The organism is Alicycliphilus denitrificans K601, assembly GCF_000204645.1.
Classification (GTDB): Bacteria; Pseudomonadota; Gammaproteobacteria; order Burkholderiales; family Burkholderiaceae_C; genus Alicycliphilus; species Alicycliphilus denitrificans.
Genome location: NC_015422.1, coordinates 75,363 through 99,549 on the forward strand (window position 1 = coordinate 75,363; position 24,187 = coordinate 99,549).

Sequence of the window (24,187 nt, forward strand, 5' to 3'; positions counted from 1 at the left end):
CGGCGCACGGTTTTGCAAGAAAAGGCCTCCAACGCCCTGTGCATGGGCGCTATAAGCTACTGAATTGGTAGCTTTCCCGGCGCCGACTCACAGCGCGAAGATCTTCCCCGGGTTCAGGATGTTCTTCGGGTCCAGCGCCCGCTTGATGGCGCGCATCATGTCCACTGCGCCCGCGCCCGTTTCGTCCACCAGGAAGCCCATCTTGTGCACGCCCACGCCGTGCTCGCCCGTGCAGGTGCCGCCCATGGACAGGGCGCGCGCCACGAGCCGGTGGTTGAGCTGTTCGGCGCGCTCGCGCTCCTCGGGCACGGCGGGGTTGATCAGGTAGCCGAAGTGGAAGTTGCCGTCGCCCACGTGGCCGACGAGGAAGTAGGGGATGCCGCTGGCGTCGGCCTCGTCTACCGAGGCGAGCAGGCAGTCGGCCAGGCGGCTGATGGGCACGCAGGTGTCGGTGCTGATGGCCTTGCAGCCCGGGCGGCTCTGCACGGCGGCGAAGTAGGCGTTGTGCCGCGCGGTCCACAGGCGCGTGCGCTCCTCGGGCGTGCTGGCCCACTCGAAGGCCTGGCCGCCGAACTCGCTGGCGATGCCCTGCACCGTCTCGGCCTGCTCCTGCACGCTGGCGGCCGAGCCGTGGAACTCCATGAGCAGCATGGGCTCCTCGCGCAAGGCCAGCCTGCTGTGCGCGTTGACCATGCGCACGCTGTTGGCGTCGATGAGCTCCACGCGCGCGATGGGCACGCCCAGCTGTATGGTCTGAATGACGGTGCGCACGGCGGCCTCGATGCTGGGGAACGAGCAGATGGCCGCGCTCACCGCCTCGGGCAGCGGGTACAGGCGCACGGTGACCTCGGTGAAGATGCCCAGCGTGCCTTCGCTGCCCACCATCAGGCGCGTCAGGTCGTAGCCGGCGCTGCTTTTCTTGGCGCGCGTGCCGGTGCGGATCACGTCACCGTTGGCGGTGACGACTTCGAGCGCCAGCACGTTCTCGCGCATGGTGCCGTAGCGCACGGCGTTGGTGCCGCTGGCGCGCGTGGCGGCCATGCCGCCGATGCTGGCGTCGGCGCCGGGGTCGATGGGGAAGAACAGGCCCGTGTCCTTGATGGCCTCGTTCAGCGCCTTGCGCGTGATGCCGGGCTGCACGGTGACGGTGAGGTCGTCGGCGTCGATGGACAGCACCTTGTTCATGCGGCCCACGTCGATGCTGATGCCACCCTGCACGGCCAGCAGGTGGCCTTCGAGCGAGGAGCCCGCGCCGTAGGCGATCACCGGCACCTCGTGCTGCGCGGCCAGGCGCATGGCGTCCTGCACGTCCTGCGTGCTCTCGGCGAACACCACGGCCGCGGGCGGCGGCGCCTGGATCGAACCCTCGTCGCGCCCGTGCTGCTCGCGCACGGCCTGGGCCGTGGATAACTGCGCGCCGAACCGCTGGGACAGCGCGTCCAGCAGGGCCTGGGGCACGGGGCGCGGGTCTATCCGGGGCTGCAACTGGGCGGCGTGGGCAGGGGCGTTCATGGGGGCTTCTCCGGTCGTGGCAGGGCGACCATTCTAGAAGTCCGCCCGCAGCCGTGGGTGCCGGGCCCGCGCCAGTAGCGCAGCCAGTGTGGATCAGGACCGGGTGCCGGCAGCGTGCCTGGCGGCGGCGGGCCTGGCGCTGCCGCCCGGGGCGGCGTTGGGTTCGGGCGGGGTGCGGCTGGGGCCGGCCTGGTATCTCGCCTGCGCGGCAGGGGAGGGCGAGGAGGTCTGGGCCTGCGCCAGTGCGCCGCCCACGGTCAGCGCGGCGAACAGCATCACGCTGCGGGCATCGAACGAGGAGAGGGGGCGTCGTTGCTGTGTTTGGGGCATCGATTCGGTCTCCGTGAAGAAGTGGAACAGGCGTGCATTGCACCGCAGCAGGCGCCGCGTGGGCCAGCACTTTTGCCCGCTGTTGCCCTGCTCAACAATTGCGCCGCGGATGTAACGCACAATCGTCGCCCCGGCCCCGAATCAGGAGGAATGCGCTATGGGAAACAGACTGACACAGATCGCAACGCGCACCGGCGACGACGGCACCACCGGCCTGGGCGACAACACGCGCGTGTCCAAGGCCAGCGGCCGCCCGCATGCCATGGGCGACGTGGACGAGCTCAACTCCCACATCGGCCTGCTGCTGTGCGAGCCCATGCCGCAGGACGTGCGCGAACTGCTGATCGACGTGCAGCACCAGCTGTTCAACCTGGGCGGCGAGCTGTGCATGCCCGGCTACGAGCTGCTCAAGGACGATGCGCTGCTGCAGCTGGACAACGCGCTGGCGCGCTACAACGCCGAGCTGCCGCGGCTGCAGGAGTTCATCCTGCCCGCGGGCACGCGCGCGGCCTGCCAGGCCCATGTGTGCCGCACGGTGGCGCGCCGCGCCGAGCGCGCCGTGGTCGCTCTGCAGCAGGCCGAGACCATGCGCGCCGCGCCGCGCCAGTACCTGAACCGCCTGTCCGACCTGCTGTTCGTGCTCTCGCGCGTGCTCAACCGCATGGACGGCGGCAACGAGGTGTACTGGAAGAGCGAGCGCCTGGCGCGGCAGGCGGATGATGCTACTGAATAGATAGCTTCTGGCGCTTGCTGAGCAAGCGCCGAGGCCCGAAATGGCTTGAAAAGGACCTGCCTACCTCGGCTGCAGCACCGCCATGGTGATGCGCGAGACGCAGGTCAGCTGGCCCTCGTCATTGACCATGTCGATCTGCCACACCTGCGTGGACTTTCCGATATGCACCGGCCGCGCCGTGCCCGTGACCCAGCCGCTGCTGGTGGCGCGTATGTGGTTGGCGTTGATGTCCAGGCCCACGACGCGGTGGTCCGGCGGGCAGGCGTTGGCGGCGCCCATGGAGCCCAGCGTCTCGGCCAGCACCACGCTCACGCCGCCGTGCAGGATGCCGTAGGGCTGGCGCGTGCGCTCGTCCACGGGCACGCGGGCGCGCAGGAAATCGTCGCCCACCTCCAGGAACTCTATGCCCAGGTGGCTGATGGCGGTGTGGGCGGTGTGGGCGTTGACGGACGCCAGTGAGATGGGTGTCTTCCAGATGGACATGGCTTGCGAACGGCGATGACGGCGAAGCCGCCATCATGCCCGCTGTCGCCCGCGCGTGCAGCGCGTGGGCGACAGCGCCGCATCACGCGCGCATGCTGCCCGTCTCCAGGCAGCGCTGGTGCCAGCTCAATGCCTCGCCCAGCAGGTGCGGCGTGTGCTGCGCGCCCTGGCTGCGCGCGCGGTCGAAGTAGTCCTGCAGCAGGGGGCGCCAGTCGGGGTGGGCGCATTTGTCGATGATCACCTGCGCGCGCTGGCGCGGCGACAGGCCGCGCAGGTCGGCCAGGCCCTGCTCGGTGACGATGATCTGCGTGTCGTGCTCGGTATGGTCCACGTGCGAGACCATGGGCACGATGCAGCTGACGGCGCCGCCCTTGGCCACCGAGGGCGTGACGAAGAACGACAGGTAGCCGTTGCGCGCGAAGTCGCCCGAGCCGCCTATGCCGTTCATCATGCCCGACCCCATGAGGTGGGTGGAGTTGATGTTGCCGTAGATGTCGGCCTCAATCATGGCGTTCATGGCGATCACGCCCAGGCGCCGCACCAGCTCGGGGTGGTTGCTGATCTCCTGCGGGCGCAGCACGATGCGTTCGCGGTAGAAGGCGATGTTGTCGGTGAACTCCTGGAGGGCCGGGCGGCTCAGCGAGATGGCTGTGGCCGACGCGGCCGCCATCTTGCCGCGCTTGATGAGCTCCAACATGCCGTCCTGCAGCACCTCGGTGAAGCCCAACAGGTCGTCGAACGGGCCGTCCAGCAGCCCCGCCAGCACGGCGTTGGCCACATTGCCCACGCCCGACTGCAGCGGCAGCATGTTCCTGGGCAGGCGGCCCACCTTCACCTCATGGGCCAGGAAGTCGATGATGTGCGCCGCGATCTGGTTGGACACCGCGTCGGGTTGGGCGAACGCCGTGTCGCGGTCGCCATGGTGCGTCGGCACCACGGCGATGACCTTCGCCGGATCAACGCGCAGGTAGGGCTCGCCGATGCGCTCGATGGGCTGCGTCAGGTTGATGGGCAGGCGGCGCGGCGGAATGGCCGTGCCGTAGTAGATGTCGTGCATGCCCTCCATCTCGGCGGGGGGCAGGGAATTGACCTCCAGGATCACCTTGTCGGCGATGTCCAGCCAGGTCTTGTTGTTACCCACGGCGGCCGACGGGATCAGCCGCCCGTCGGGCAGGATGCCCAGCACCTCGATCACCGCCACATGCAGGGGGCCCAGGAAGCCGAACCAGGCCTGCTGGGCCACGTGCGACAGGTGGATGTCGAGGTAATCCACCTCGCCCGCGTTGATCCTGTCGCGGCAGACGGGGTCGGATTGGAACGGCAGGCGCTGGCGCATGCCGCCCACCCTGGCCAGCGCGCCGTCGAGCTCGGGCGCCGTGGAGGCGCCCGTCCACACGTTGACTTGGAACGGCCGGCCCGCGGCATGCTCGGCTTCGATGCGGGTCGCCAGCGCCTGGGGCACCAGCTTCGGGTGGCCGGATCCGGTGAACCCGCTCATGCCGACGTTGGCGCCGGCGGGGATCAGGGCCGCGGCCTCGGCCGCGCTCATGGTCTTCTGGGCCAGGCCCGGGTGCTGGATACGGGGAGACGACGATGGGGACACACAAACTCCAGACGAAAAAGCGCCCCGCGCAGGCCCGCTGGGAGGCCGGCGTGAGGCATGGGGAAGAGCGCAAATCTTAGCAGTCGGTTTAGGGATAACCCTTACCCTGCGGCCGGCTGCTGGGCGGCCGCAGGCCGGCGGTACGATCGCCACCACCATGCCCTTCACGCCGCTCTGCCCCTCCTGCCGCCAGCCCGCCGACGTCCGCCGCTTTGCCGCGACCGGCGGCGGCACGCTGGAGCTGGACCTGTGCTTCGCATGTCAGGGCATGTGGTTCGACCCGCAGGAAAACACGCGCCTGGCCCCCGCCGCCGTGCTGCAGCTGTTCGAGCTGCTGCACGATCGCCGCGGCGACGCCCACCGCCCCCTGTCCGACCGCCTGCAGTGCCCGCGCTGCGCCACGGCCCTGGTCAAGGGCTACGACGTGGCCCAGGGCGGGCGCTACGTCACCTACCGCTGCGCGGCGCGCCACGGGCGCTTTTCCACCTTCGGCGCGTTCATGGTGGAAAAGGGCTTCGTGCGCCACCTGTCCAAGCTGGAGATCGAGGCCCTGGCCCGGCGCGTGGGCACCATCACCTGCACCAGCTGCGGCGGCGCAGTGGATATACGCAACGACCACGCCTGCCCCTACTGCCGCTCGGCGCTGTCGCTGCTCGACCCGCAGGCCGTGGACAAGGCCCTCGCGCGCCACGGCCGCGCCGCGCAGCAGTCCGCCGAGCAGGCCGACGAGCGCTCGCCCGACGCCCTCATCGCCCTGGAGCGCAACCGTTCCCGCGAGGAGCGCGAGCGCCAACGCGAACGGCTCGAAGGGCGCCAGAGCGACCAGTTCGACCTGGTCGCGGCGGGCATTGAGTTCGTGTGGTCGCTGCTGCGGCGCTGATGCAGCCCGGGGCCGCACCGATGCGCACCCGGATGCAATGAGGAACTACAGGCCATGGATCTGATATCGCTGGAAGTGCTGGTAGCGGCCATCGAGGAGAAAAGCCTGTCTGCCGCGGCAGAGCGCATGCACATGGTGACGTCGGCGGCCAGCAAGCGCATTGCGGAGCTGGAGCGGCGAGAAGCCACCGTATTGCTGCGGCGTCATGGCCGGGGCGTGGTGCCCACGCCTGCAGGGGCCATGCTGTACCAGCGGGCCAAGTCCATCCTGAGGCAGATCGCGCAGGCGCGCGGGGCGTTGCGTGAATATGCGGCCAGCGGCGTGCCGCACGTGCCGCACGTGCGGCTGGCGGCCAATGCCTCGGCCATCCAGCAATTCCTGCCTTCGGAAATCGGCGCGTTCTCTCGCCGCGAGCCTGCGGTGCGCGTGGACCTGACCGAAGCCTTCAGCTACGACGTGCCGCGCCTGGTTGCCGACGGGGATGCCGACGTGGGCATCTATCACGCGGCCTATCCCGCTCCGGGCGTGTTGTCGCGGCCCTATCGCCGGGACAGGGTGGCGCTGGTCGTGCCCGCCGGGCATCCGCTGGAGGCGCGCGGGCAACTGCCGCTGGAAGATGCGCTGGAGTATGACTTCCTGGGCTACTTTCCGCGCCACAGCCTGTCGGAATTCCTCGCGCTTGCCGGCAATACGCTGACGCGGCCGATACGCGTACGCGCCCAGGTATCGAATCCAGGGGCCCGGTGCGCAATGGTGCGCGAAGGACTGGGGCTGGCCATCGTGCCTTTGGGCATTGCGCGCAACTACGCACGGTTGCTGGGTTTGTCGATTCTGACCTTGACGGACGAATGGGCCACGCGCCAGCTGTGGGTATGCGCACGTCAGCCTGCGCAGCTGCCGCCAGAAGCCGCGCTGCTGTGGCATTTCTTCCTGGAGCATTCCGGGGAGGCGGACAGCGCATCCTCCTGATTGAACCAAACAGCAAGCAAGGTTTTCCCAATCGTCATAACTGGCCGCTCATGCGTTCATAGACTTCCTCCTCGGAAACGAATGAACTCTCCCACCTGCAATGGGGAATCCGAGGAGGCCTGTAATGTTTGGACGTGCAAACCGCCGCAAGTTTTTCCAAAGCACGACAGCTGGGGCCATTTCGGCCGCAGCCTTCGGCTCGGCCTTGACGCCCCATTGGGCATGGGCGCAATCGCCGGACGGCTACCCGTCGCGGGCGATCCGGGTGGTGGTGCCTTTCACGCCCGGCGGAGGAACCGACGTGGTGGGCCGGGCACTGATGGAGGCGCTGTCGCGCGAGCTGGGTCAGGCCATCATCGTGGACAACAAGCCCGGCGGCGGTACCGTCATCGGCTCCGACCTCGTGGCCAAGGCGCCGGCGGACGGCTACACCCTGCTGCTCACGACGTCGGCGCTGGCCATCAACGATTCGCTGGTTCCCAAGCTGCCTTACAAGACGGCCAGGGACATCACCGAAGTGGGGTTGATATGCACGGGGCCGAACGTGTTCGTCGTGCGTCCCGAAAGCCCCTACCGTTCGGTCGCCGACCTGATCCAGGCGGCCAAGGCGCGTCCTGGCCGCCTGACCTATGGCTCCTCCGGCAATGGCTCCTCGGTGCATTTGGCGGCCGAGCTGTTCAAGCTCATGGCCCAGGTGGACATCACGCATGTCCCCTACCGCGGCGCAGGGCCTGCCTATACCGACCTCATGGGAGGGCAGATCGACTTCGTCGTCGGAACCGCGGGCGGCGTGGCCAAGCTGGTCGAGGCCGGCAAGATGCGCGCGATTGCCGTGACTTCCGAAAAACGTACATCCGCCTACAAAGACATTCCCACCGTCGCCGAGACCTTGCCGGGCTATGCCGCCGACGTCTGGTACGGCATCTTCGCTCCCGCCGGCACGCCGCCCGACGTGATCGCCAAACTCAATGCCGCCCTCGCGAAAGCCGCGAATGCGCCTGCCTACAAGCAGCGCCTGAGCAATGAAGGGCTGACCGTAGCGGTGAACTCTCCTGCCGAAATGACCCGGTTCATGCGCGCCGAGGAGGCACGCTGGCGCAAGGTCGTGGTGGAGGGCAAGGTCAGCGTCGATTGACGGACAGTGCCTGCCGTACATGCATTCTCGACAACCCGGAACCCTGATATGACAACTACATCGCAGCGCCTTGCAGGCAAGGTGGCCATCATCGTCGGCGCAGGCCAGCAGCCTGGCGAGACCGTCGGCAACGGCCGTGCCGTTGCCGAACGCTTTGCGGAAGAAGGCGCCCGCCTGCTTCTGGTGGACATCCAGCCGGAATCGCTCAAGGACACGGAAGACAAGCTGCGCTCCATGGGCGCGGAAGTCGCCAGCGTGCTGGCGGACATCACCCGCGAAGACGACTGCGCACGCATCGCGGCGCAATGCGTGGCCACGTTCGGGCGCATCGACGTCCTGCACAACAACGTGGGGCGCTCCAAGGGGGACAAGTCCACCGTGGAGCTGGGCGCGGACATGTGGGATGAGATCATGGCCATGAACCTCAAGGGCATGTTCATGACCTGCAAACACGTGCTGCCGCAGATGATCGCGCAGAAAGAGGGCAGCATCATCAACATATCGTCCACGTCATCGCTGTCTGCGCGGCCCACGGTGGCCTACAAGACCAGCAAGGGGGCGGTCAACACCTTCACCCAGCACCTGGCCTACGAGAATGCCGCCCATGGCGTGCGCGCCAACGCCATCCTGCCGGGCCTGATCGATACCCCCATGGCCATCGAGCGGCGAGCCCGGGAGCGCGGGGTCTCGCGCGAGATCGTGCGTGCGGAGCGCGAGGCCATGGTGCCCATGAAGCGCATGGGAACGGCGTGGGATGTCGCCCATGCCGCGGTATTCCTCGCGTCGGACGAGTCGCGCTACGTCACGGGCGTGCTGCTGCCCGTGGACGGCGGGCTGGTCTGCAAGCGGGGCTAGCATGAATCTGCGACTGCAAGGCAGCCATGTGCTGGTGACGGGGGCAAGCCGCGGCATCGGCAAGGCCTGCGTACGCGCTTTCCTAGACGAGGGCGCCACGGTGAGCGCGCTGGCGCGCACGCAGCAGACGCTGGAGGCCATGGCTGCGCAGATGCAGGCAGGCGACCGCCTGCGCGTCTTCTGCGCGGACCTGCAGGATGCCGCGCAGGCACAAGAGGCCGTCCGGCGCATCGAAGCCCAGGGCGGCCCGATACAGGTGCTCGTGAACTGCGCCGGTGCCGCCAAGCGAACGCCCTTTGCGCAGTTGCAGCCTGCAGACTGGCATGCCGGGATGCAGGCCAAGTTCTACTCCTACATGCACGTCCTGACTCCCGTCGTGCAGCGCATGGCGGGGCGGGGTGCGGGTGCTGTGGTCAACGTGGTGGGCGCCGGCGGCAAGAGGGCCAATCCCGTGCATCTGGCCGGTGGCGCCGCCAATGCGGCGTTGATGCTGGCAGGCACGGGCCTGGCCGCTGCATACGCACCGAGCGGAGTCCGCATCAACACCATCAACCCCGGGCAAGTGCGCACGGAGCGGCTGCAGGCCCAGCGTGATGCCCAGGCGGCGGCTGGCGGCGCGCCGTTGGCGGAGCCGCCACTGGGGCGGCCCGCCGAGCCCGAGGAAATTGCCGCGCTCGCGGTGTTCCTTGCCTCTCCTCGCGCAAGCTACGTCAGCGGTGCCGTGATCGCCATGGATGGCGTTGCGTTGCCCACCGTGGTGTGACGCTTGCACCTGCAACCCATCGGTAAACCCCATGCGAATCGCACCCATAACACCCGGAACACGTCCTGAACTGGCCGAACTGGAAGCCACCATCACCCGGCAGCGCGGCCGCGTTTCGCCGCTCTACCAGGTGCTGCTCAATAGCCCGGCCATGGCCCATGGCTGGGAGCAGATGCTTACGGCCGTGCGCCGGCACAACAGCTTGCCCGACCTCGATCGCGAGTTGCTCATCGTGCGGGTGGCCGTTCTGAACCACGCGCGCTTCGAGTACGAGGCGCATGTGCCCATCGCCCTGCAGGCCGGTGCCAGCAGCCAGATGATTGCCGACGTCTCGGGCGCAGACGCGATCGGCGCGTCCGTGCAGGGCGGCCTGCGCGCCCTGGTGGAACTGGCGGATGCGATGACGTCGCGGATCGACGTGCCGGATGCGCTGTATGCGCAAGCGGCGGCGTACTACACGCAGCAGCAGATGGTGGATGCCATGGTGACGATCGGCGCATACAACATGGTGTCGCGGTTCCTGGAAGCCGTGCAGATCGGCCATTGAACTGGATCAGCGCCCGCGGTTCAGCAGCGCATACAGCACGATGGCGCCGAAGGTGGCCGTGCCGATGCCGCCCAGGGCGAAGTCGCCGAACTTGAGCGTGAACTCGCCCGTGCCCAAGATGAGCGTGATGGCGGCCACGATCAGGTTCTTGTTCTGCGAGAAGTCCACCCGGTTGTCCACCCAGATCTTGGCGCCCGCGATGGCGATCAGGCCGAAAACCACTATGGACACGCCACCCATCACCGGCAGCGGAATGGCCTGGATCAGCGCGCCGAACTTCGGCGAGAAGCCCAGCAGCACGGCGATCAGCGCCGCCACCAGGAACACGGCCGTGGAGTAGATGCGCGTGGCAGCCATCACGCCAATGTTTTCGGCGTAGGTCGTCACGCCCGTGCCGCCGGCCACGCCGCTGACCATGGTGGCCACGCCGTCGCCGATGAAGGCGCGGCCCATGTATTGGTCCAGGTTCTTGCCGGTCATGGCCGTCACGGCCTTGATGTGGCCCAGGTTCTCGGCCACCAGGATGATGACCACGGGCACGATGAGCAGCATGGCCGGCGCGCTGAACACCGGCGCGTGGAACTGCGGCACGCCGAACCAGGGCGCGGCCATCACGCCCGACAGATCCACGGGCTTGCCCAGGCCCATGCCGTTGGTGAACAGGGCGTAGGCGATGCTCGCCAGGATCAGCCCCACGAGGATCAACAGGCGCTGCACCATGCCGCGCGTGAACACGGCCACTAGCGCCACGCAGACGAAGGTCAGGGCCTGCATCCAGCTGTCGAAGTTGCTGGCCGCCATGTTCTTGATCGGGATCGCGGCCAGGTTCAGGCCGATGACGGCCACCACCGCGCCCGTCACCACGGGCGGCATGAAGCGCTCGATCCAGCCGGTGCCGACCAGGTGCACCACCACGCCGACGGCCGCGTACACCGCGCCGCAGGCGATGATGCCGCCCAGCGCCACGCCGATGTTGGCATTCGCCCCCTTGCCCGCGTAGGCCGTGGCGGCGATCACCACGCCGATGAAGGCGAACGACGAGCCCAGGTAGCTGGGCACCTTGCCGCCGGTGACGAGGAAGAAGATGAGCGTGCCTATGCCGCTCATGAACACCGCCAGGTTGGGGTCGAACCCCATCAGGATGGGCGCGAGCACCGTCGAGCCGAACATGGCGATCACGTGCTGAATCCCCATCAGGCCCGTCTGCCCCCAGGGCAGGCGCTCGTCCGGCCCGATCACGCCGCCGCCCTGCAGCACCTCGGCCGGGCGCTCATTCCATTGAAACATCCCCATTTATTCGCTCCTGTTGTTGGGTGGGGCGATGGTAGAGGGTTTGGGGGCGGCAGCTTGTGTGCGCGTGGCTTATCGGGGGGGCTTCGGTATATGCTTTGGCACGCCCACGGGCCTACTTCCTGCAAAAAACCGCGCCCGAGGAGTCCAGCTAATGAAAGCCCTGATCAAAGCCTTGGCGCATCGCGCCGGCCTTGATGTGATGTCCCTCGCCTACAGCCGGGATTACATCTACGACCGTTTTCTCCCTGGCGCCCTGAAAGGGCACGGGATACAGGCCGTGATCGACATAGGCGCCAATATCGGCGGTTACGGCGAGTTGCTGCGCAGGGTGGGGTTTGCCGGGGACATTCATTCCTTCGAACCCTGTTCGCAGCCATTCGGCGAGTTGGCGCGCAAGGCTGCCGGCGACCCGCGCTGGCATGTTTACCAGAAGGCGGCCAGCGACCGGTCCGGCACCGCGCAGATCCACACCATGGTGGGCAGCGAGCTGAACTCCTTTCTGTCCCTCCGGGAGTCCAGCCGCAAGATGACCGAGACCGGTACGGAGGACGTCGAGACGGTCACGCTCGACGGGCTGGACCTGCCGATAGACTGGTCCCGTACCTTCGTGAAGATCGACACCCAGGGCCACGACGTCAAGGTGATGTCGGGCGGCCGGAACGTGCTGCGCCAGGCGGCGCTCATTCAGTCGGAGGTTTCGTTCCTGCCCATCTACCAGGGCATGCCGGCGTTCGACGAGGCCATTGCCAGCCTGAAGGAGCTGGGTTTCGACGTCATAGGCATGTTCCCCGTGTCGCGCGACTCCCTGGGCCGTGTCCAGGAGTTCGACTGCCTGTGCGTCAACCGCAACCTGCCCCGCTGATACACGGCTTCGCCATCAAAGCGATGACTGTGTCGATCCGGCAGACGGCGCTCACTTCGGCTGCAAGCCTGTATGGGCGTGTGAGCCGCGCGGGCGGTTCCATAGGAGCATAGGTGGCCGGCACGGTCACGGCGCCGCCGTCGGCCAGGCCGGCCGCCGCCCCGTGAGCTGGCTGACGATCAGGCCCTTGAGCGGAGGCAGCCGGTTGGAGCCGGCCAGCACGGCCTGGCGCAGCAGGCGCGGCAGGGGGCGGTCGTCGGTGTACAGGCGCACGATGGCGTTCGTGCCCTGGTACAGCGGCCAGGCGTGACGGTGGTGTTCGCGCGCGTAGGGGGCGAGCACGCTGGCGGCGCCTATGTCCGCGCCGCGCGCCCATGCTCCGGCCACGGCCCGCGTGAGGCCCTCCACGCCCGCCAGGCCCAGGTTGTAGCCATGCGCCGTCACCGGGTGCATGCCCACGGCGGCGTCGCCCAGCAGCGCGCAGCGCGGGCCGGCGAAGCGGTGGGCGTACACGGCCACCAGGGGGTAGGCGTGGCGCTCGCCCACGAGGCGCATGGCGCCCAGGCGGTTCTGGAACTGCGCCTGCACGCGCGCGGCGTATTCCTCGGGCGGCAGGGCCATGAGCTGCTGGGCCTGCGCAGCGCCGGTCGTGACCACGGCCGAGCACATGGGCGCGCCGTCGATGGGGTCGTTCGGCAGCGGCAGTATGGCCAGCGTCTGCTCGTAGCCGAAGCATTCGTGTGCGACCTCATGGTGCGGCAGCTCGTGGCGCAGGCGGCAGACGATTACGGTGCGGCCGAAGTCGTGCATGGCCGCGCCTATGCCCAGCTGGCGCCGCGTGGCGGAAAAGCGGCTGTCGGCCGCCACCAGCAGCGGGGCCTGCAGGCGCTCCGCGCCCTGGCCGCCCTGGCGCGCGTCGGTGTATTCGAGCTCGGCATGGGCGGGCGTGACGGCCACGCGCGCGACGCGCGCCTCGGTCACGATGCGCACGTCCGGCTGCTGGGCCGCGACCTCGTAGGCCGTGCGGCGCAGCGCGTAATTGGGCACGATCCAGCCCAGGTGGTCCACGCCGCTGCCTCCCGCGTGCAGCTGCATGGCGCCGCGCCGGCCCACGGGGCCGTCGTGCACCTGGGCCTCGCGCAGCAGGCCGACCTCGTGCGCGGCCAGGCGCTGCCAGCTGCCCAGGCGCTGCAGCGTGGCCACGCTGGGGTGGGTGAGGGCGATCTCGCGCCCGTCGGGCGGCGGGGCGGCGAGCACGGACGCGGGCTGCTGCTCCAGCACCGTGACCTGCATGCCGGCCTGCGCCAGCGAGGCCGCCAGCGACAGCCCGGCCGGGCCGGCGCCGACGATGAGGACATCACTGCTGCTGTGGGTATTCGTCTGTTGCGGTGGCATGCGCGTGCTCGTTCCGGTGAAAGGACAAAGCGCCCAGTGGGCGAAGCGCCGATTGTCGGACGGTTGCGCGGGTGGCGCTTGAATTGGGTCAACACGGTGTGTATCCGGGCAGGCCCCGACGGGGCCGACCCGGAGTGACGCGGGGCGCGTGCGGCGCTACGCTGCCCGCATGGAAACCGATTCCCCCCCACCTTACGTTCCGCAGATCCGCCTGTACCAGGACTGGCTGCAGGCCCGGCGCGGCCTGCGGTTCGACGGCTACGACGCGCTGTGGCGCTGGTCCGTGACCGAGCTGGATGCCTTCTGGCAAAGCGTGTGGGACTACTTCGACCTGCAGTCGCCTACGCCGCACGATGCCGTGCTCGCCAGGAACGTGATGCCCGGCGCGCGGTGGTTCCCCGGCGCGCAGGTGAACTACGCGCGCCAGGTGCTGCGCCACGTGGATGCGGCGCACGCGGCCGGCCAGCCGGCCCTCGTCGCGCGCAATGAACGCGGCCAGCACCGCGAACTGTCCTGGCCCGCGCTGCGCCGGCAGGTGGCGGCGCTGGCGCTGCACCTCAAGGCCCAGGGCGTAGGGCCCGGCGACCGCGTGGCGGCCTACCTGCCCAACATTCCCGAGACCATCGTGGCCTTCCTGGCCTGCGCCAGTATCGGCGCCGTGTGGAGCGTGTGCGCGCCCGACATGGGAACGAACGCCGTGCTGGACCGCTTCCGCCAGATCGAGCCCAAGGTGCTGTTCGCCGTGGATGGCGTGAGCTACGGCGGGCGCGACCACGACCGCTGCGCCGTGCTGGCCGAGCTGCGCGCGCAGCTGCCCACGCTGCGGCACGTGGTGCTGGTGAACAACCTCGATGCCACAAAAACAATAGCTGATACCGCTTGTTACGCAAGCATTACAGCCAGAAAAGATGCTGAAACCGCGGCCTTCGAGCCGCTGTGGCTGCCCTTCGACCACCCGCTGTGGATCGTGTACTCCAGCGGCACCACGGGAATGCCGAAGCCCATCGTGCACGGCCATGGCGGCATGCTGCTGGTGATGCTGCAGCTGGCCGTGCTGCACAACGACATCGGCTGCAGCTACGCCCCCAACTCCTTCGGCGAGCGCTTCCACTGGTACAGCTCCACGGGCTGGATCATGTGGAACGCCCAGGTCGGCGGCCTGCTGGGCGGCACCACCTGCGTGCTGTACGACGGCAACCCGGGCGGCAGCAAGGAGCGTCCCGACTGGGGCGTGCTGTGGCGCATGGCGGCCGAAACCGGCGTGACCTTCTTTGGCGCCGGCGCCGCGTTCTACGGCAACTGCATGAAGGCCGGCATCACGCCGGCGCAATGCGGCGACCTGTCGGCGATCCGCGCGCTGGGCAGCACCGGATCGCCGCTGCCCGCCGAGGTGCAGCAATGGGGATCGGATTTCATGGCGGTTGCGGGCGTGCCGCGGGTCTGGTGGGCCAACATCTCCGGCGGCACGGACTTCGCGGGCGCCTTCCTCGGCGGCCACCGCGAGCTGCCGCAGACGCCCGGGCGCATGCAATGCCGCATGCTGGGCGCGGCCGTCGAGGCCTGGGACGAGCAGGGCCGCCCCGTGCTGGACGCCGTGGGCGAGCTGGTCTGCACCCAGCCCATACCGTCCATGCCCCTGTACCTGTGGGGCGACGCGGACGGCGCGCGCTACCGCGCCAGCTACTTCGACATGTACCCGCCGGGCCATGGCCGGCGGCCCGGTGGCGGCGACCTGGGGCCCGAGGCCGGCGCCGTCTGGCGCCATGGCGACTGGATAGAGATCGGATCCGCAGCCCATCCCGGCTGCCTGATCTACGGCCGCAGCGACGCCACCATCAACCGCCACGGCCTGCGCATGGGCACGAGCGAGATCTACAGCGCGGTGGAGGCCCTGCCCGAGGTGCTCGACAGCCTCGTCGTCGATCTGGAGTACCTGGGCCGTGAGAGCTGGATGCCGCTCTTCGTGGTGCTGCGCGAGGGCGTGGCGCTGGACGACGCGCTGCGCGGGCGCATCGATGACGCCATCCGCGCTGCGCTGTCGCCGCGCTTCGTGCCCGACGACATCTTCGCCGTGGCCGAAGTGCCGCGCACCCTGAGCGGCAAGAAGCAGGAACTGCCCATCAAGAAGCTGCTGCTGGGCCAGCCCCTCGCCAAGGTGGTCAACAGGGACGCCATGGCCAACCCCGGCTGCCTGGATTGGTACGTGGATTTCGCCGCCCGCCGTGGCGCCGCGGCGGCTGCATAAAACGGTTTCTGGTGGTTGCCGGCCGGGTATTTCAGCCCGGTCCGCCCCCACCCCCGCCCTCCACGTGCGGCGCTCCGGCGCATTCCAGCGCATGCTCGGCAAAGCGCTGCACCACGCGGCTGGTGTTGCCCGCCAGCCTGGCCAGCGCGATGCTGACGTGAAAGCCCGGCGGGTTGTCGGTCAGCCGCAGGCATTTCACGCCGCGCGGCACCACCTGGCGCGCCACGCCGGCCACCAGGCCCACGCCCAGGCCCGAGGCCACCAGGCTCATGATGGTCTGTACCTGCGCGGCCTCCTGCGCCACCTGCGGCGCGAAGCCAGAGAACTGGCAGCGCATCATGGCCAGGGCCAGCAGGCCGGGCACCTTGCTGCGCGGGTACATGATGAAGGGCTCGTGCGCGGCCTCGTGCAGGGCGATGGCCTCGCGCCGGGCCAGCGGGCTGGTCTCTGCCACGGCCAGCACGAAGTCGTCGCGGTCCAGCGGCGTCAGGTCGAAGCCGCTGGCGTCGAGCAGGGGAAAGCGCAGCAGGCCGGCATCGAAGCGGCGCGAGACCAGGCCCTCCAGGATCTCGGACGAGGTGGCCTCGGACAGCTCCAGCGTTATCTGCGGGTAGCGCGCGCGCAGCGATGGGATGAGCCGCGGCAGCAGCGCATAGGTGGCCGAGCCGATGATGCCCAGGCGCAGCCGCCCGCCCGTGCCCTCGCGCGTGTCCAGCACCGCCTGGCGGCATTGCTGGGCGTGCAGCAGCGTGCGGCGCGCGTCGTCCAGCATGGCCTGGCCCGCGGGGGTGAGCGCGACGCCCGTGCGCGTGCGCGCGAACAGCGCGCTGCCCAGCTCTTCCTCCAGCTTGCGGATGGAGACCGACAGCGGCGGCTGCGCCATGTGCAGCCGCTCGGCCGCGCGGTGAAAGTTGCCCGTCTCCGCCAGCGTGACGAACTGGCTCAGCTGTCGCAGGTTCATTTGATACCTGATGAATATTGAAATCGAATTTTTTAATATTAGACACAGCTTGCCGCACTGCCTACAGTGGTGCCCCTGACCGGCGGCCGAACCGACCGTCAAGGAGACAAGACCAATGTCATTGCACCGCAGAACCGCCCTGCGCGCCCTGCTGGGTTCCGGCCTCGCGGCCCTGGGCGCCGCCACGGCGCCGGCCGCCCGGGCGCAGGCCTTTCCGTCCAGGACCATCAAGTTCGTCGTGCCCTTCGGGCCCGGCAGCGGCACCGACACCTCGGCGCGCTACTTCGCCAAGAAGCTGCAGGACCTCACGGGCCAGGCCGTGGTGGTGGAGAACAAGCCCGGCGCCAACGGCTTCCTGGCGGTCAAGCAGGTGCTTGCCGCGCCGGCCGACGGCTACACCGTGTTCATCGGCAGCAACTCCACGCTGGCCGTGAACGCGGCGCTGTTCAAGGAGCTGCCCTACGACCCGGTGAAGGATTTCTCGCCCCTGACCATGATGATGCGCTCGCCCGCCATGCTGGTGGTGCCGCCGGCCGCACCCTATGGCGACCTCAAGGGCCTGCTGGCGCACGCCCGGGCGAACCCGGGCAAGGTGAACTTCGGCGCCGGGTCGGCCGGCTACCAGCTCATGGGCGAGCTGCTCAACGACATGGCCGGCGTGCAGACCGTGCACGTGCCCTTCAAGAGCGCGGGCGAGACCATGACCGCCGTGGCCTCGGGCACGGTGGACTATGCGTTCGCCGAGGTCACGGCCGTGCTGGAGCTGGCCAGGGGCGGGCGCCTGAAGATACTGGCCGTGGCGGCCGACAAACGCGTGGGCAACGCGCCCGAGGTACCGACCATGGGCGAGGCGGGATTGAGCGGCTTCGAGGCCTACACCTGGGTGGGCGCCATGGTGCCCGCCAGGACGCCCGCGGCCGAGACGGCCCGGCTGGCCGAGCTGTTCACCGCCATCTCGAAGATGGACGAGACGCGCGCCTTCTACGAGCGCCTGGGCGCCGCGCCCATGACGGGCGGGCCCGCGCAGATGCACGATTTCCAGCGCAAGGAGATCGCGCTGTGGAAGCGCATCGTCACCCAGGCCAAGGTGCCGCTGCAATAGGAATGGATTCACGAGAAGGACGGGGATGAGCACCCTGGATTCGCTTGCGCTCACGCGCATACCGCCCGAGGACGAGGCCCTGCGCGCCGAGGTGCGCGCCTTCCTCGCCGAGGCCATCAAAACCCTGCCCGCGCACGTGCGCGCCCGTTCCTGGGGCGGCTACAGCACGGAGCTGAGCCGCAAGCTCGGCGAGCGCGGCTGGATCGGCGTGACGCTGCCCAGGGAATACGGCGGCGGCGGGCGCAGCGCGTTCACGCGCTACGTGCTCGTGGAGGAATACCTGAACTGCGGCGCGCCCGTGGGCTCGCACTGGATCGCCGACCGCCAGAGCGCGCCGCTGATCCTGAAGTACGGCACCGAGGCGCAAAAGCGCTTCTACATCCCGCGCGTGTGCCGCGGCGAGGCGTTTTTCTGCATCGGCATGAGCGAGCCCAATTCGGGCTCGGACCTCGCCAGCGTCAAGACCCGCGCCGTGCCCAACGACAAGGGTTTTCTGCTCAACGGCCAGAAGATCTGGACCACCAACGCCCACCACTGCCAGTACATGATCGCGCTGGTGCGCACCTCGGGCGCGCCCGAGGACCGGCACAAGGGGCTGTCGCAGGTCATCGTGGACCTGCAGCTCCCCGGCGTCACCGTGCGCCCCATCGAGGACTTGTCGGGCGACAGCCATTTCTGCGAGGTGTTCTTCGACAACGTGCAGCTCGCGCCCGACGCGCTCATCGGCGCCGAGGGCCAGGGCTGGGAACAGGTCACGGCCGAGCTCGCCTTCGAGCGCAGCGGGCCCGAGCGGCTGTTCTCCAGCATCGTGCTGTTCGACCAGTGGCTCGACTGGGTGCGCACGCCCCGGGGCCGCACGGAGCCGGCGCAAAGGCTCGCGGGCAAGGTGCTCACGCAGCTCGCGCCGCTGCGCGCCATGTCGGTGGCGATCCAGGAAAAGCTGGTGCGCGGCGAAAGCCCCATCGTCGAGGCCGCGCTCGTCAAGGAGCTGGGCACCACGCTGGAGCAGTTCATCCCTGCGGCCATCGCCGACGACCTGTTCGCCCGCGAGGCGGAGGACGTGCCCGTGGAACTCTTGATGACGCTGAAGTACGTGACCGAGGCATCGCCCTCGTTCTCGCTGCGCGGCGGCACGCGCGACATCCTGCGCGGCATGATCGCGCGCGGCCTCGGGCTGCGCTGAACGTTCTGAAGGAATGGGAATGGACAACGATCTGTTTGCCGACGCGGCCCGCCAGGTGCTGGCCGATCAATGCACGCCTGCGGTGGTGCGCGCCATCGAGGCCGGCGGCCGCGCCGCGCCCGAGGCCGCCGCGCTCTGGGCGCAGCTGGAGGCCACGGGCCTGGCCGACGCGCTGCTGCCCGAAAGCCAGGGCGGCGCGGGCCTTGCGCTGTCGCAGGTCTTCGGCGTGCTGGAGCAATGCGGCGCGCACGCGCTGCCGCTGCCGCTGGGCGAGACCATGGTGGCGCGCGCGCTGCTTGCGGCCGCTGGCGTGGACCGGCCCGCGGGCGGCATCGCGCTGGCGCGCGGCGAGCGCACGCCGGAGGGCGGCCTGCGCTGCGCCCTGGTGCGCGGCGGCCGCGTGGCGCATGCGGTGCTGGCGCAGGCCGGCGACGCCTGGCACCTGCTGGGCGTGGCCGGCGCGCAGGAGGCGCCCCAGGCGCTGGCGCTCGACGCCGCGCTGGCCTGGACGCCCGCGCAGCTGCAGGCCGCGCCCGCGGTGGCCGTGGACGCCGCGCTCGACCTGCGCACCCTGCAGGCCGCCGTGCTCGCGCCGCAGATGGCCGGCGCGGCGATGCACGTCTTCCAGCGCACGCTGCAGTACGCCAACGAGCGCCAGCAGTTCGGCCGCCCCATCGGCAAGTTCCAGGCCATACAGCACCAGCTGGCCGTGATGAGCGAGCATGTGTTCGCCGCGCGCATGGCCGCGCAGCTGGGCTGCAGCGGCGCCGGCGTGCGGCCCGACCGCCTGCGCGTGGCGACGGCCAAGGCGCGCTGCAGCGAGGCGGCGCTGGCCGTCGCCGAGCTCGCCCACGCCATCCACGGCGCCATCGGCTTCACCGCCGAATACGACCTGCAGCTGTTCACGCGCCGCCTGCACGCCTGGCGCCAGGCGGCGGGCAGCGAGTCCTACTGGCACGACGTGGCCGGCCAGGCGCTGCTGGAGCACCAGGGGCTGACGCTGGACGTGGTGCGCCGCATCACGGACGTGGAAAGCGTGCTTTGAAACCGATAGCTGCTGCCGCTTGCCTGCAATGGGTTTTCAAATGGAAACACATGGAAATCCTTGCATGACAGGCGCTGGCAGCTCCTCTTTTTGAATGGAGAACCCATGGCCTTCCTGACCCTAGAGCGCGACGGCGCCATCCTGACCGTCACCATGAACCAGCCCGAAACGCGCAACGCCCTCACCGGCAACACGGCGGTGCAGGAATTCGTGCAGCTGTGCGACGACGTGCGCAAGGACGCGGGCGTGAAGGTGATCATCCTCACTGGCGCCGGCCCCATCTTCAGCTCGGGCGGCAACGTCAAGGACATGAAGCGCTTCTTCGACGACGCGCTCACGCCCGACCTGATCCGCGAGGAATACCGCCAGGGCATACAGCGCATCCCGCAGGCGCTGTACAACCTCGACGTGCCGGTGATCTGCGCCGTCAACGGCCCGGCCATCGGCGCGGGGCTGGACCTGACCTGTATGTGCGACATCCGCATCGCAGCGGAGACGGCCACCTTCGCCGAGAGCTTCGTGCGCGTGGGCATCGTCCCTGGCGACGGCGGCGCCTGGCTGCTGCCGCGCGCCGTTGGCATGGCCAAGGCGGCCGAGATGGCCTTCACCGGCGAGGCCATCAATGCACAAGAAGCGCTGGCCTGCGGCCTCGTGAGCCGCGTGGTGCCCGCCGGCGAGCTGCTGCCCACGGCCCGTGCCCTGGCCGGAAGAATAGCCGCCAACCCCGGCGCCGTGATGCGCATGACCAAGCGCCTGCTGCGCGAGGGCCAGCTCGCCACGCTGGACTCGCTGCTGGAACTGTCGGCCGGCTGCCAGGCCATCGCCCACAAGACGGCCGACCACCGCGAGGCCGTCACCGCCTTCATCGAAAAGCGCGCGCCGCGCTTTCAGTGACGCGTGGGGCGGGCGCCGATAATCGCCCCATGGCTTCTCCCCACAAACGCTTCTCGATGATCCGCGAGTTCCACCTCGCGGACTGGTTCACGCTGGGCAACGCGGTGTGCGGCGTGGGGGCGTTGTTCTCCAGCATGACCTACCTGGAGACAGCGGACCTGCGCCACGTCTACTTCGCCTGCGCGCTGGTGCTCGCGGCGCTGGTGTTCGACGTGCTGGACGGGCGCATCGCGCGCTGGCGGCAGAAGAGCTCGGCCATGGGGCGCGAGCTCGACTCGCTGGCCGACGTGATCTCCTTCGGCGTGGCGCCGGCCATCATCGCCTACGCCTGCGGCATGCAGGGGCTGTACGACCGCATCGTGCTCGCCTTCTTCGTGGCCTGCGGCGTCTCGCGCCTGGCGCGCTTCAACATCACGGCCGAGACCCTGGCCGAAGGCCCCTCGGGCAAAGTCAAGTACTTCGAGGGCACGCCCATCCCCACCTCCATCGTGCTCGTGGGCCTGCTCGCGCTGGCCGCCTCCATGGGCGCGGTGCGCGAGCACCTGTGGCTGGGCAGGATGATGATCGGCGGCTTCACGCTGCACCCGCTGGTGCTGCTGTTCGCGCTGTCGGGCTCGCTGATGATCAGCCGCATCCGTATCCCCAAGCTGTAAGTGAACAGGCCCTGAAGCCTGCACCGCGTGCGCGGTGGAGCATCTTGGCATGCAAATGAAATTAATCTGCATTACGGCAATGGGTTTCATTACATGACGAGGGAAATCATGCCGCATCGCACGCCATCCCGGGCTTCGTCCGCCCCTACCTCTGTCCTCGGCGCTTGCGCCGTTCCCATCCAGGTCATGCTGGGGGGCGCCAGCCTGTCCGGGGCGGTGCCTGCAGCCGCGCAGTCCGCCGGCCTGCGCCGGGGGCCAGGTCGGCAGCGGCGCACGCCTGGGTATCCTCGGCAACGCCTCGGTGCTGGACACGCCGTTCAGCGTGACCAGCTACACGGCGCAGGCGATCGAGAACGGGCAGGCGCGCTCCGTGGCCGACGTGATCGCGATGGACCCCTCGGTGCGCATGGCCAGCGCGCGCTCGAACATCAACGAGGACATCACCATCCGCGGCTTCGCGGTGCCCAAGGGGCCGTCCGCGGCGCTGTTCGGCATGGCGCCGGGCGGCAACGTGGGCGGCGTGATCAACCTCGTATCCAAGCGGGCCGGCGCCCAGCCCCTCACCCGCTTCACGGCCGGCGTGATGCCGGACTCGGTGGCGGGCGGGCACCTGGACGTCGGCCGGCGTTTCGGCACGGACCGGCGCGCTCGGCGCGCGCGTCAACCTCATGTGGCGCCAGGGCGACACGAACATCGACCACCAGCCCACGCGCGAGTCGCTCGCCTCGCTGGGGCTGGACCTGCGCCAGAGTGCGCTGCGCGCCTCGCTCGACCTGCTGTGGCAGGAACAGCGCATCGACAACGTGGTGCGCAAGTTCCAGCTCGCGCCGGGCCTGGCGGCCATCCCGCGCGTTCCGGACAACTCCATCGCCTACCCGGGCTACGGCTGGACGGACGGCCATGACGGCTCGGCCCTCTTCAAGGCCGGATACGACATCAGCGACACCCTGACGGCCTACGCGGGCCTGGGCCAGCGCAAGCTGAACTGGGGTGGGGCTCCATCGCGGGCAATCCCGTCATCCTGAACACTGCGGGCGACTACTCGTACTTCGGCGGCTGGCAGCGCATGGGCGTCGACTCCAAGTCGGCCGAGGCGGGCGTGCGTGCCAACTTCAGGACGGGGGCATCGTCCACAACGCCGCGCTGGCGTTCACGCGCCTCGACCAGGACCAGGCCCTGGGCTTCTACATGGGCTTTCCGGGCGGCATGTCCAACCTCTACACGGGCGGACTGCTGCCCACGCCGTCCATCGCCGGCATCAGCAACCCGCTGCGCTCGTACCAGGAGAGCCGGCTCACCAGCGTGGCGGTGGCCGACACCCCAGCGCTGCTGGACGACCGGTTGCTTGTGACCCTGGGCCTGCGCCACCAGAAGGTGCAGGGCCAGAGCTACAACTTCATGACCGGTGCCACCAGCGGCCCCTTCTACGACAAGAGCGCCACCACGCCGCTGGCGGGCGCGGTGTTCAAGCTGCGGCCGAACTGGTCGCTGTACGCGAGCTACGTCGAGGGCCTGTCGCGCGGCGAGACCGCGCCCGTGAGCGCGGCCATCGCCAACCCGGGCGAGGTGATGCCGCCGTACCGCTCCAAGCAGAAGGAGATCGGCGCGAAATTCGACCATGGCGGCTTCCTGGCGACGGTGGGACTGTTCGAGCTGACCAAGCCCAGCGCGGCCGTCTCGGCCACCGCCGCTCTCGTGGGCAAGCGGGCCATCGGCGTGCCCAGGTCGCAGCTCAACCTGGGCGCCGAGTGGGACGCGGGCTTCGCGCCGGGGCTCGCGCTCACGGACCGCATGGTCCATACCGCCAAGACCTACGCGGACGCCGTCAACACGCTGCAGGTCGCGGGCTGGACGCGCTGCTGCTGTGCCTGACGGGGCTGCCGCTGATCTTCCACGACATGCGCCGCCTGCGCTTCGTCGCCCTGCGCACGCGGCGCAGCGCCCGCATCCGGTGGCTCGACTGGCACAACCTGCTGGGCATCGCCACCGTGGTGTGGCTCACGGTGGTCGGCATCACGGGCAGCATCAACACGCTGGACCGCATCATCCTGGCGATCTGGCAGCAGGACCAGATGGCCGAGATGACCGCGCCCTACAAGGAGGGCCTGCCGCCGGTCACCCGCCCCGCACACTCAAGGGCGGCACGCCGGTCACCTCGCGCCTGCTCAAGCCCGCGCTGGTGGACGCGCAGACCGGCGTGCTGACCGCCTCGCACGACATGCCGTGGTACGTCAAGACGCTGTTCCTGTCGCAGCCGCTGCACTTCGGCGACTACGGTGGGCTGCCGCTGAAGATTCTGTGGACGCTGCTCGACCTCGCGGCCATCGTCGTGCTCGGCAGCGGCCTGTACCTGTGGCTGCGCAAGCCCAAGGCGGCACCCGTGCCGGGCACCGAAGCAGAGCCGGATGAGGAACTGGCGCCCCTGGCGGCGATGGAGGCCAAGACATGATGATGCCCTCAGGCCAGCGGCGTGACGCCCGCACCGATGAGGCGCAGTCCGCCGCGGAGATCTTCCGCGTTCGCATCCTGCTCGGCCTGGTGACCGCGGTCGGGCTCGTCTCGGCGCTGGTCGGCGACGGCGTGTGGGATCCGCTGTCCTGGCTCGCGCTCGCGCTCGCGACGCCACCAGCGGCCGTGGCGTGGGCCTGGCGCGCGCGCTGACGGCGATCGCGCCCGACGGGCGGCTTTGGCTGCCATGCGTGCCCCGAGAAAAGGCCGCGGACACGTTCCGAGACACTTCCTGA

The 24,187-nt window shown here is 69.3% G+C and carries 25 protein-coding genes and 1 pseudogene; 19 read left to right on the forward strand and 7 right to left on the reverse strand.

Going from position 1 to position 24,187, the window contains the following annotated elements; all coding sequences use genetic code 11:
• Positions 1-87 precede the first annotated feature (87 nt).
• Positions 88-1,512 (reverse strand): FAD-binding oxidoreductase, encoded by a 1,425-nt coding sequence (locus tag ALIDE2_RS00340; RefSeq protein ID WP_013516987.1) that lies wholly within the window; start codon positions 1,510-1,512, stop codon positions 88-90.
• Between the two features lie 93 nt (positions 1,513-1,605).
• On the reverse strand, positions 1,606-1,842 hold the full coding sequence (locus ALIDE2_RS25365; RefSeq protein ID WP_013721145.1) for a hypothetical protein: 237 nt from the start codon (positions 1,840-1,842) through the stop codon (positions 1,606-1,608).
• A 157-nt stretch (positions 1,843-1,999) separates the two neighbouring features.
• Between ALIDE2_RS25365 and ALIDE2_RS00350 the strand changes: the two genes are divergently transcribed.
• On the forward strand, positions 2,000-2,575 hold the full coding sequence (locus tag ALIDE2_RS00350) for a cob(I)yrinic acid a,c-diamide adenosyltransferase (protein ID WP_013517002.1): 576 nt from the start codon (positions 2,000-2,002) through the stop codon (positions 2,573-2,575).
• A gap of 60 nt (positions 2,576-2,635) precedes the next feature.
• Here ALIDE2_RS00350 and ALIDE2_RS00355 read toward each other — a convergent pair whose 3' ends face one another.
• The gene (locus ALIDE2_RS00355; protein ID WP_013517003.1) at positions 2,636-3,058 is read right to left on the reverse strand and encodes a hotdog fold thioesterase; all 423 of its coding nucleotides are present in this window, start codon (positions 3,056-3,058) and stop codon (positions 2,636-2,638) included.
• Positions 3,059-3,140: 82 nt separating this feature from the next.
• Positions 3,141-4,661: an acetyl-CoA hydrolase/transferase family protein gene (locus tag ALIDE2_RS00360; RefSeq protein WP_258007444.1), complete on the reverse strand. Its 1,521-nt coding sequence runs from the start codon at positions 4,659-4,661 to the stop codon at positions 3,141-3,143.
• Between the two features lie 157 nt (positions 4,662-4,818).
• On the opposite strand from ALIDE2_RS00360, the gene ALIDE2_RS00365 reads away from it, so the two are divergent.
• The 6 genes from ALIDE2_RS00365 (at position 4,819) to ALIDE2_RS00390 (ending at position 9,810) form a co-directional block, all read left to right on the forward strand.
• On the forward strand, positions 4,819-5,541 hold the full coding sequence (locus tag ALIDE2_RS00365) for a TFIIB-type zinc ribbon-containing protein (protein WP_013721146.1): 723 nt from the start codon (positions 4,819-4,821) through the stop codon (positions 5,539-5,541).
• A gap of 54 nt (positions 5,542-5,595) precedes the next feature.
• Positions 5,596-6,510, forward strand: a complete 915-nt coding sequence (locus ALIDE2_RS00370) for a LysR family transcriptional regulator (protein WP_013721147.1) — start codon at positions 5,596-5,598, stop codon at positions 6,508-6,510.
• Between the two features lie 124 nt (positions 6,511-6,634).
• A complete protein-coding gene (locus ALIDE2_RS00375) occupies positions 6,635-7,645 on the forward strand; it encodes a tripartite tricarboxylate transporter substrate binding protein (protein ID WP_013517007.1) in 1,011 nt (336 codons plus the stop codon).
• A 48-nt stretch (positions 7,646-7,693) separates the two neighbouring features.
• Positions 7,694-8,500 carry an SDR family NAD(P)-dependent oxidoreductase gene (locus tag ALIDE2_RS00380; RefSeq protein WP_013517008.1) on the forward strand — a complete coding sequence of 269 codons (807 nt, stop codon included), beginning with the start codon at positions 7,694-7,696 and terminating at the stop codon, positions 8,498-8,500.
• 1 nt (position 8,501) lies between these two features.
• Positions 8,502-9,263 (forward strand): SDR family NAD(P)-dependent oxidoreductase, encoded by a 762-nt coding sequence (locus tag ALIDE2_RS00385; protein ID WP_013517009.1) that lies wholly within the window; start codon positions 8,502-8,504, stop codon positions 9,261-9,263.
• A 31-nt stretch (positions 9,264-9,294) separates the two neighbouring features.
• Positions 9,295-9,810, forward strand: coding sequence for a carboxymuconolactone decarboxylase family protein (locus tag ALIDE2_RS00390; RefSeq protein WP_013517010.1), 516 nt, complete (start codon positions 9,295-9,297; stop codon positions 9,808-9,810).
• A 6-nt stretch (positions 9,811-9,816) separates the two neighbouring features.
• Here the strand turns inward: ALIDE2_RS00390 and ALIDE2_RS00395 are convergent, their stop codons facing one another.
• On the reverse strand, positions 9,817-11,103 hold the full coding sequence (locus tag ALIDE2_RS00395; RefSeq protein ID WP_013517011.1) for a solute carrier family 23 protein: 1,287 nt from the start codon (positions 11,101-11,103) through the stop codon (positions 9,817-9,819).
• A gap of 151 nt (positions 11,104-11,254) precedes the next feature.
• On the opposite strand from ALIDE2_RS00395, the gene ALIDE2_RS00400 reads away from it, so the two are divergent.
• A complete protein-coding gene (locus ALIDE2_RS00400) occupies positions 11,255-11,965 on the forward strand; it encodes an FkbM family methyltransferase (RefSeq protein WP_013517012.1) in 711 nt (236 codons plus the stop codon).
• Between the two features lie 126 nt (positions 11,966-12,091).
• On the opposite strand, the gene ubiM is transcribed toward ALIDE2_RS00400, so the two are convergent.
• Entirely contained in the window at positions 12,092-13,360 is a 1,269-nt protein-coding gene (gene ubiM / locus ALIDE2_RS00405) for a 5-demethoxyubiquinol-8 5-hydroxylase UbiM (RefSeq protein WP_013517013.1), read from the reverse strand.
• 169 nt (positions 13,361-13,529) lie between these two features.
• On the opposite strand from ubiM, the gene ALIDE2_RS00410 reads away from it, so the two are divergent.
• Complete coding sequence (locus ALIDE2_RS00410) at positions 13,530-15,605, forward strand: acetoacetate--CoA ligase (RefSeq protein WP_013517014.1); 2,076 nt, start codon at positions 13,530-13,532, stop codon at positions 15,603-15,605.
• A gap of 31 nt (positions 15,606-15,636) precedes the next feature.
• Here the strand turns inward: ALIDE2_RS00410 and ALIDE2_RS00415 are convergent, their stop codons facing one another.
• The gene (locus ALIDE2_RS00415) at positions 15,637-16,566 is read right to left on the reverse strand and encodes a LysR family transcriptional regulator (protein WP_013517015.1); all 930 of its coding nucleotides are present in this window, start codon (positions 16,564-16,566) and stop codon (positions 15,637-15,639) included.
• Positions 16,567-16,681: 115 nt separating this feature from the next.
• Between ALIDE2_RS00415 and ALIDE2_RS00420 the strand changes: the two genes are divergently transcribed.
• From ALIDE2_RS00420 to ALIDE2_RS00455, 10 genes and pseudogenes are all read left to right on the forward strand, one after another.
• Positions 16,682-17,668 (forward strand): Bug family tripartite tricarboxylate transporter substrate binding protein, encoded by a 987-nt coding sequence (locus ALIDE2_RS00420; RefSeq protein ID WP_013721148.1) that lies wholly within the window; start codon positions 16,682-16,684, stop codon positions 17,666-17,668.
• Positions 17,669-17,693: 25 nt separating this feature from the next.
• A complete protein-coding gene (locus ALIDE2_RS00425; RefSeq protein WP_013721149.1) occupies positions 17,694-18,851 on the forward strand; it encodes an acyl-CoA dehydrogenase family protein in 1,158 nt (385 codons plus the stop codon).
• Between the two features lie 19 nt (positions 18,852-18,870).
• The gene (locus ALIDE2_RS00430) at positions 18,871-19,896 is read left to right on the forward strand and encodes an acyl-CoA dehydrogenase family protein (RefSeq protein ID WP_013721150.1); all 1,026 of its coding nucleotides are present in this window, start codon (positions 18,871-18,873) and stop codon (positions 19,894-19,896) included.
• A 105-nt stretch (positions 19,897-20,001) separates the two neighbouring features.
• Positions 20,002-20,790, forward strand: a complete 789-nt coding sequence (locus tag ALIDE2_RS00435; protein ID WP_013721151.1) for a crotonase/enoyl-CoA hydratase family protein — start codon at positions 20,002-20,004, stop codon at positions 20,788-20,790.
• A gap of 29 nt (positions 20,791-20,819) precedes the next feature.
• Positions 20,820-21,443 (forward strand): CDP-diacylglycerol--serine O-phosphatidyltransferase, encoded by a 624-nt coding sequence (gene pssA / locus ALIDE2_RS00440; protein ID WP_013721152.1) that lies wholly within the window; start codon positions 20,820-20,822, stop codon positions 21,441-21,443.
• 322 nt (positions 21,444-21,765) lie between these two features.
• Positions 21,766-21,840 (forward strand): annotated as a pseudogene (locus ALIDE2_RS25370) (hypothetical protein); the annotation flags it as partial.
• Between the two features lie 271 nt (positions 21,841-22,111).
• Complete coding sequence (locus ALIDE2_RS25375) at positions 22,112-22,468, forward strand: hypothetical protein (protein WP_049791307.1); 357 nt, start codon at positions 22,112-22,114, stop codon at positions 22,466-22,468.
• Positions 22,469-22,649: 181 nt separating this feature from the next.
• Entirely contained in the window at positions 22,650-23,315 is a 666-nt protein-coding gene (locus ALIDE2_RS25340) for a TonB-dependent receptor domain-containing protein (RefSeq protein ID WP_202945489.1), read from the forward strand.
• 121 nt (positions 23,316-23,436) lie between these two features.
• Positions 23,437-23,892 carry a PepSY domain-containing protein gene (locus ALIDE2_RS24155; RefSeq protein WP_238530078.1) on the forward strand — a complete coding sequence of 152 codons (456 nt, stop codon included), beginning with the start codon at positions 23,437-23,439 and terminating at the stop codon, positions 23,890-23,892.
• Positions 23,889-24,104 (forward strand): hypothetical protein, encoded by a 216-nt coding sequence (locus ALIDE2_RS00455; RefSeq protein WP_013721153.1) that lies wholly within the window; start codon positions 23,889-23,891, stop codon positions 24,102-24,104. Before ALIDE2_RS24155 ends, ALIDE2_RS00455 begins: the two co-directional genes overlap by 4 nt.
• Positions 24,105-24,187 lie beyond the last annotated feature (83 nt).

Bases quoted from the DNA above. Each gene is read 5' to 3' on its own strand.
- ALIDE2_RS00420 (WP_013721148.1), top strand. From the start codon at position 16,682: ATGTCATTGCACCGCAGAACCGCCCTGCGCGCCCTGCTGGGTTCCGGC.
- ubiM (WP_013517013.1), bottom strand. From the start codon at position 13,360: ATGCCACCGCAACAGACGAATACCCACAGCAGCAGTGATGTCCTCATC.
- ALIDE2_RS00365 (WP_013721146.1), top strand. From the start codon at position 4,819: ATGCCCTTCACGCCGCTCTGCCCCTCCTGCCGCCAGCCCGCCGACGTC.
- ALIDE2_RS00400 (WP_013517012.1), top strand. From the start codon at position 11,255: ATGAAAGCCCTGATCAAAGCCTTGGCGCATCGCGCCGGCCTTGATGTG.
- ALIDE2_RS00370 (WP_013721147.1), top strand. From the start codon at position 5,596: ATGGATCTGATATCGCTGGAAGTGCTGGTAGCGGCCATCGAGGAGAAA.
- ALIDE2_RS00410 (WP_013517014.1), top strand. From the start codon at position 13,530: ATGGAAACCGATTCCCCCCCACCTTACGTTCCGCAGATCCGCCTGTAC.
- ALIDE2_RS00355 (WP_013517003.1), bottom strand. From the start codon at position 3,058: ATGTCCATCTGGAAGACACCCATCTCACTGGCGTCCGTCAACGCCCAC.
- ALIDE2_RS00415 (WP_013517015.1), bottom strand. From the start codon at position 16,566: ATGAACCTGCGACAGCTGAGCCAGTTCGTCACGCTGGCGGAGACGGGC.
- ALIDE2_RS00350 (WP_013517002.1), top strand. From the start codon at position 2,000: ATGGGAAACAGACTGACACAGATCGCAACGCGCACCGGCGACGACGGC.
- ALIDE2_RS00340 (WP_013516987.1), bottom strand. From the start codon at position 1,512: ATGAACGCCCCTGCCCACGCCGCCCAGTTGCAGCCCCGGATAGACCCG.
- ALIDE2_RS25375 (WP_049791307.1), top strand. From the start codon at position 22,112: ATGTGGCGCCAGGGCGACACGAACATCGACCACCAGCCCACGCGCGAG.
- ALIDE2_RS00430 (WP_013721150.1), top strand. From the start codon at position 18,871: ATGGACAACGATCTGTTTGCCGACGCGGCCCGCCAGGTGCTGGCCGAT.
- ALIDE2_RS00380 (WP_013517008.1), top strand. From the start codon at position 7,694: ATGACAACTACATCGCAGCGCCTTGCAGGCAAGGTGGCCATCATCGTC.
- ALIDE2_RS00425 (WP_013721149.1), top strand. From the start codon at position 17,694: ATGAGCACCCTGGATTCGCTTGCGCTCACGCGCATACCGCCCGAGGAC.
- ALIDE2_RS25340 (WP_202945489.1), top strand. From the start codon at position 22,650: ATGTCCAACCTCTACACGGGCGGACTGCTGCCCACGCCGTCCATCGCC.
- ALIDE2_RS00455 (WP_013721153.1), top strand. From the start codon at position 23,889: ATGATGATGCCCTCAGGCCAGCGGCGTGACGCCCGCACCGATGAGGCG.
- ALIDE2_RS25365 (WP_013721145.1), bottom strand. From the start codon at position 1,842: ATGCCCCAAACACAGCAACGACGCCCCCTCTCCTCGTTCGATGCCCGC.
- ALIDE2_RS00375 (WP_013517007.1), top strand. From the start codon at position 6,635: ATGTTTGGACGTGCAAACCGCCGCAAGTTTTTCCAAAGCACGACAGCT.
- ALIDE2_RS00390 (WP_013517010.1), top strand. From the start codon at position 9,295: ATGCGAATCGCACCCATAACACCCGGAACACGTCCTGAACTGGCCGAA.
- ALIDE2_RS00435 (WP_013721151.1), top strand. From the start codon at position 20,002: ATGGCCTTCCTGACCCTAGAGCGCGACGGCGCCATCCTGACCGTCACC.
- ALIDE2_RS00385 (WP_013517009.1), top strand. From the start codon at position 8,502: ATGAATCTGCGACTGCAAGGCAGCCATGTGCTGGTGACGGGGGCAAGC.
- ALIDE2_RS00395 (WP_013517011.1), bottom strand. From the start codon at position 11,103: ATGGGGATGTTTCAATGGAATGAGCGCCCGGCCGAGGTGCTGCAGGGC.
- pssA (WP_013721152.1), top strand. From the start codon at position 20,820: ATGGCTTCTCCCCACAAACGCTTCTCGATGATCCGCGAGTTCCACCTC.